Below are 6499 nucleotides of genomic sequence, written 5' to 3' on the forward strand. Positions count from 1 at the left end.
GTTCCGGTTTCTCTGAGATCAAGATCAAAAGCTTTCGCGCCGTGACGGCGCGAGCCACCTTTCTTTGCTTGTGCAAAGAAACCTGGCGCAAAGAAAGCACACCCCGCCTTCGCGCCCGGTGCGTTGCACCGGGTTCGCGGAGCCGACGGGATTTTCCGAGGGGGCATCCTGCCCCCGCGGAAAACGCCGCACATCCCTGTGCGGCGCCCTGCGGGTCTTGTCCGCCGGCTCCGCCGCTGCGGAGGGGGCCCGAAGGTCAAGGGCAAGGTCAAAGGCAAGAGCAAGAGCAATAGCAACCGCAACTGCAAAGGCGCTCGCTCATCCCGGGTTTGAGGCGGTTCGGCCGCGCCTTCGCAAGAGCTGCCGCCGCCGCGGCCTTACAATGCGCGCCCTGCCGCCGTCCGCATCGCCTTGAAGAAATCCGACTTCCACTACGACCTGCCCGCCGAGCTGATCGCGCAGGCGCCGTTGCCCGAGCGCTCGGCCAGCCGCCTGCTGGTGGTGCCGCCGGGCGAGGCCGGTTTCGACGATCGCCACGTGCGCGACCTGCCCGGGCTGCTGCGCGAGGGCGACCTGCTTGTGTTCAACGACACGCGGGTGATCCCGGCGCGGCTGTTCGGCCACAAGGCCGGCAGCGGCGGGCGGGTGGAGATCCTGATCGAGCGGTTGCAGCCGGGCAACGAGGCGCGGGCGCAGGTCGGCGCGAGCAAGCCGCTGAAGCCCGGCGGCCGCATCGAACTCGATGCCGGCGGCGAGGCCGAGGTGCTGGGTCGCGACGGCGAGTTCTACCACCTGCGCTTCCACGTCGACGACGCGCTGGAGTCGTGGCTGCTGCGCGCCGGCCGGATGCCGCTGCCGCCCTACATCCGCCGCGAGCCCGGCGTCGACGACGACGAGCGCTACCAGACCGTGTTCGCGCGCCGGGTCGGCGCGGTGGCCGCGCCGACCGCGGGGCTGCACTTCGACGATGCGCTGCTGCAGGCCCTGCGCGAGCGCGGCGTGCAGTCCGGCCACGTCACGCTGCACGTGGGCGCCGGTACCTTCCAGCCGGTGCGCGTGGACGACATCGCGCAGCACCGCATGCACAGCGAGTGGCTCAACGTCGGCGCCGGGCTGGTCGAACAGGTGCGGCGCACGCGTGCGGCCGGCGGGCGGGTCATCGCGGTCGGCACCACCGTGGTGCGCGCACTGGAGAGCGCGCTCGTCGACGGCGAGCTGCAACCGTTCGCCGGCGAGACCCGGATCTTCATCTTCCCCGGCTATCGCATCCGCTCCGTCGACGCGCTGCTGACCAACTTCCACCTGCCCGAGTCGACGCTGCTGATGCTGGTGTCGGCGTTCGCGGGCAAGTCGCGGATCTTTGCCGCCTATGAGCATGCGGTACGCGAACGCTACCGGTTTTTCTCGTACGGCGATGCGATGCTGCTGTGGCCGGGGGAGGGGGCGTGATTGCCGCGACGATCAAGAGCAAATCCTCCCCAGCCCTCCTTTTTCAAAGGAGGGGGCAAAAGCCGATGCTTTCAGGCGGCGGACCGGACTGCCGGCGCCCGCGCCTGCGTTTCCCCCCTTTGCAAAAGGGGGGCAGGGGGGATTTGCTCTTGCAGCATGCACGAGGGGACAGCCCCGCATGAGCCGCATGTCCTTCGAACTGACCCGGACCGACGGCGCCGCCCGCCGCGGCCGGCTGACGTTCCCGCGCGGCACGGTGGAAACGCCTGCCTTCATGCCGGTCGGCACCTACGGCTCGGTCAAGGGCATGCTGCCGGAGCAGCTGCGCGCGCTCGGCGCCGAGATCATCCTCGGCAACACCTTCCACCTGTACCTGCGGCCGGGGCTGGAGGTGATCGAGGCCCACGGCGGCCTGCACGGCTTCGCGCGCTGGGACGGGCCGATCCTCACCGACTCGGGCGGCTTCCAGGTGTTCTCGCTGGCGCACCGGCGCAAGATCACCGAGCGGGGCGTCACCTTCCAGGCGCCCACCGACGGCTCGACCGTGTTCCTCGGCCCCGAGGAAAGCATGCGCATCCAGAAGGTGCTCGGTTCGGACATCGTGATGATCTTCGACGAGTGCCCGCCGGTGCACGTGGACGGCAAGCCGGTCGGCGTGGACGTGGTGGATCGCTCGATGCAACTCTCGTTGCGCTGGGCGGAGCGTTCGAAGCGTGCGCACGAAGGCAACGACGCGGCGCTGTTCGGCATCGTCCAGGGCGGCGTGCACCGCGACCTGCGCACGCGCTCGGCGGAGGGGCTCAAGGCGATCGGCTTCGACGGCTACGCCATCGGCGGCCTTGCCGTCGGCGAGACCGAGGCCGAGCGCAACGCCATGCTCGAACACACCTGCCCGCAGCTGCCGGGCGAGCGCCCGCGCTACCTGATGGGGGTGGGGCGGCCGGAGGACCTGGTGGAAGCGGTCGCGCGCGGCGTCGACATGTTCGATTGCGTGATGCCGACCCGCAACGCGCGCAACGGCCACTACTTCACCAGCACCGGCACCGTGCGCATCCGTAACGCGAAGTACGAGAACGACACGCGCCCGATCGAGGAAGGCTGCGGCTGCCATGCCTGCAGCAACGGCTACAGCCGCGCCTACCTGCGCCACCTGGACCGCTGCAACGAGATGCTCGGCCCGATCCTGGGCACCCTGCACAACCTCTGGTACTACCAGTCGCTGATGGCGGGGATGCGCGAGGCGATCGCGGAAGGCACGTTCTCCAGCTTCCGGGAATCCTTCCACGCCATGCGGGGTGGCGGGTCGTCGCCGTAGGTCGGGGCTACGCCCCCGACGCCCCCGAATGGCTGGCGATCCCATGCCCGACGCCAACACGCGGTTGACGATCCGACGCGTCGGGGGCGTAACCCCGACCTGCGGCCACCGGGGGATGCCAGATTCGGGGAAGCGGCCGGCGGCCGGATCAGGAACCTTCCCGGCCGGCGGATGTCCATTGGTGCCCGGCGCCGTTTCGTGGCCGGGACCGCGCTCAAACCCCGCTCCGGACGCCGTTCCGCGGCTTCCGGGCCGTCGCCGTGGCATAATTCCCCGCTATTTTGCCCGTGGAACTCCAGATGACTTCGTTCAATCCGCTCGACCTCCTGATCTCCCCCGCCTACGCCCAGGCCGGGCAAGCGCCCCAGGGCGGCGGCCTGAGCTTCCTGATCATGCCGATCGTGCTGATCGCGGTGATGTACTTCCTGATGATCCGCCCGCAGATGAAGCGCGCCAAGGAACACCGCGCCATGCTCGACAAGCTCGGCAACGGCGACGAAGTGATCACCAACGGCGGCATCGCCGGCGTGGTGCGCGAGATCGGCGACAGCTTCATCACCATCGAGATCGCCGACAACGTGCGCGTGCGCGTGCAGAAGGCCGCGATCGGCAACGTGCTGCCCAAGGGCACGCTGAAGTCCGCCTGATCCCACCCATCTTCCGGCGCGGCACCCGTCGCGCCCGGATCCGACAGACACGCCGCGCCCCGGGCCCCGCCGGCCGGACCGCGTGACGCCCTGGAAACGTTCCGATGCTTGAATTCCCGCGCTGGAAATACGTCGTCATCCTGATCGTGGTGTTGCTGAGCACGCTGTACGCGCTGCCCAACATCTACCCGCAGGATCCCTCCGTGCAGATCACCGCCAACCGCGGCGCGCAGATCGACGACGCGCTGCGCCAGACGGTGGAGTCGACGCTGGCCAAGGAGGGGATCGCGACCAAATCGGTGGCGGTCGAGGACGGCAACATGCTGGTGCGCCTGCCCGGCCTGGACGAGCAGACCCGCGCCGCCGACACGCTGCGCCCGGTGCTGGGCGAGAACTACGTGGTGGCGCTGAACCTGGCGTCGACGGTGCCGTCGTGGCTCGAGACGCTGCGTGCGCGGCCGATGCTGCTTGGCCTCGACTTGCAGGGCGGCGTGCACTTCCTGCTCCAGGTCGACCAGAAAGCCGCGCTTGAAAAGCGCCTCGACGCCTACGCCGAGGACATCCGGGTAGCGCTGCGCGAGGCGCGCGTGGCCTACGAATCGGTGGAACGCCGCGGCATCGACGGCACCATCGTCGCCACCCTCGGCGAGGGTGCCGACCAGGACGCTGCGCAGAAAGCGATCCTCGCGGTGCTGCCGACGATCCAGCTGTCGATGCAGGGCAGCGTGGTTACCGCCAAGGTGCCCGACGCCGAGGTCAACCAGATCGTCAGCGGCGCGATCGAGCAGAACGTCGGCACGCTGCGCAACCGCATCAACGAGATCGGCGTGGCCGAGCCGATCATCCAGCGCCAGGGCGCCGACCGGGTGGTGGTGGAACTGCCGGGCGTGCAGGACACCGCCCAGGCCAAGCGCATCATCGGCGCGACCGCCACGCTCGAATACCGCGCCGTGGTCGAAGGCAACGCCTACGACGCGGTTGCCAGCGGCAGCGTGCCGCCCGATGCGCGCGTGTACTACCGCAAGGAGCTCGGCCCGGACGGCAAGCCGATCCCGGTCCTGCTCAGCAAGCGCGTGATCGCGACCGGCGAGCAACTGGTCGACGCCAAGTACCAGCCGGACCCGCAGAGCGGCACGCCGGCGGTTTCGGTGACGCTCAACGGCCCCGGCGGCCAGCGCATGTTCGACTTCACCAGCCAGAACGTCGGCAGGCCGATGGCGGTGGTGTACATCGAGCGCATCCAGGACGTGAAGGAAGTCGACGGCGAGGAAGTGCGCAGCACGCGCACCACCGAGGAGGTGATCAACGTCGCCACCATCCAGGGCGTGTTCGGCAAGAACTTCCAGACCACCGGCCTTGAAAGCCCGCAGTTTGCCCAGGACCTGGCGCTGCAGCTGCGCGCCGGCTCGCTGGCAGCGCCCATGGACTTCGTCGAGGAGCGCGTGGTCGGCCCGAGCCTGGGCAAGGACAACGTCGAGCGCGGCACCAAGGCGGTGCTGTATGCGTTCCTGTTCGCGCTTGCGTTCTTCCTCATCTACTACCGCATGTTCGGCATCCTGACCTGTGTCGCGCTGCTGCTGAACCTGCTGATCGTGATCGCGGTGATGTCGCTGTTCAATGCCACCATGACCCTGCCGGGCTTCGCCGGCCTGGCGCTGTCGGTGGGCATGTCGGTCGACGCCAACGTGCTGATCAACGAGCGCATCCGCGAGGAGTTGCGCGCGGGCATGCCGGCCAAGACCGCGATCGCCACCGGCTACGACCGGGCGTCGGGCACGATCTTCGACTCCAACATGACCGCGCTGCTGGCCGGCGTGGCGTTGTTCGCTTTCGGTACGGGGCCGCTCAAGGGCTTCGCGATCACCATGATCGTCGGCATCCTGGCCTCGCTGTACACCGCGGTCACCGTCTCGCGTGGACTGGCGACGCTGATCTACGCGCGGCGCAAGAAGCTCAAGACGATCGCCATCTGACCGGATACGCATATGAAACTTTTCCCGCTGCACCTCATCCCGGCCAGCCCGAACGTCAATTTCATGCGCCTGCGCTGGATCTCCATCGGCGTGGCGATCCTGCTGGCCGTGGCCGCGTCCGCCGCGATGGGCATCAAGGGCTTCAACTACGCGCTCGACTTCACCGGCGGCACGCTGGTCGAGATGCACTTCGACCGCCCGGCCAACGTCGACCACGTGCGCGAGCAGCTGGCCACTGCCGGCTACGAGGGCGCCCAGGTCCAGACCTATGGCAGCGGCAGCGACCTGCTGGTGCGCCTGCAGACCGAACACGGCCAGGACAACGCCGCAGCCAGCAATGCCGCCGCCAAGGCGGTGCTCGAGGCGGTGAACAGCGCCGAAAACCCGGCCCACATCACCCGTTCCGAGTTCGTCGGCCCGCAAGTGGGCAAGGACCTGGCGCGCAACGCGGTCTGGGCGCTGCTGTTCGTGATCATCGGCTTCCTGATCTACATTGCGTTCCGCTTCGAGTGGAAGTTCGCGATCGCCGCGATCCTGACCACCCTGCACGACGTGCTGATCGTGGCCGGCTTCTTCGCCTTCACCGGGCGCGAGTTCGACCTCACCGTGCTCGCCGGCCTGTTGTCGGTGATGGGTTTCTCGATCAACGACACCATCGTGGTGTTCGACCGCGTGCGCGAGAACTTCCGCAACCTGCGCGTTGAGCCGGTGGAACTGCTCAACCGGTCGATCAACCAGACCCTGTCGCGCACCATCATCACGTCCTTCGTCGCCTTCCTCAGCGCGCTGGCGCTGTTCCTGTACGGCGGTGGTTCGCTGGAGGGCATGGCGCTGTCGCAGATGATGGGCATCGTGATCGGCACGATCTCCTCGATCTTCATCGCCTGCCCGCTGCTGACCATCGGCTTCCTCAAGGTCAGCAAGCAGGACCTGATGCCCAAGGCCAAGGACCTCGAAGCGCTGGCGCGCCGCCCGTAAGGCGCGCCGGGCTGGCCGCCGTCGCGGCGGCCGGCAACATGAAGAAGGCCGCGCACTGCGCGGCCTTTTTCTTTGGGGCTGACCTAGATACCGGATCGATCTAGGATGGCAAATGGCGCTAAGTCGTTGTCGCATCA

General features: G+C 68.2%; 5 protein-coding genes. All 5 read left to right on the plus strand.

Annotation, left to right across the window (positions count from 1 at the left end; genetic code table 11):
• The first annotated feature begins 411 nt into the window (after nt 1–411).
• Nucleotides 412–1449, plus strand: coding sequence for a tRNA preQ1(34) S-adenosylmethionine ribosyltransferase-isomerase QueA (queA, locus tag ACFONC_RS14550; RefSeq protein ID WP_386745271.1), 1038 nt, complete (start codon nt 412–414; stop codon nt 1447–1449).
• 178 nt (nt 1450–1627) lie between these two features.
• The gene (tgt, locus tag ACFONC_RS14555; RefSeq protein ID WP_386745272.1) at nt 1628–2764 is read left to right on the plus strand and encodes a tRNA guanosine(34) transglycosylase Tgt; all 1137 of its coding nucleotides are present in this window, start codon (nt 1628–1630) and stop codon (nt 2762–2764) included.
• A 299-nt stretch (nt 2765–3063) separates the two neighbouring features.
• A complete protein-coding gene (gene yajC, locus ACFONC_RS14560) occupies nt 3064–3411 on the plus strand; it encodes a preprotein translocase subunit YajC (RefSeq protein WP_386745275.1) in 348 nt (115 codons plus the stop codon).
• Between the two features lie 104 nt (nt 3412–3515).
• The gene (gene secD, locus ACFONC_RS14565) at nt 3516–5384 is read left to right on the plus strand and encodes a protein translocase subunit SecD (protein ID WP_386745276.1); all 1869 of its coding nucleotides are present in this window, start codon (nt 3516–3518) and stop codon (nt 5382–5384) included.
• Between the two features lie 12 nt (nt 5385–5396).
• Nucleotides 5397–6362: a protein translocase subunit SecF gene (secF, locus tag ACFONC_RS14570; RefSeq protein ID WP_386745278.1), complete on the plus strand. Its 966-nt coding sequence runs from the start codon at nt 5397–5399 to the stop codon at nt 6360–6362.
• Nucleotides 6363–6499 lie beyond the last annotated feature (137 nt).

This window comes from Luteimonas soli (assembly GCF_042648865.1).
GTDB lineage: Bacteria > Pseudomonadota > Gammaproteobacteria > Xanthomonadales > Xanthomonadaceae > Luteimonas > Luteimonas soli.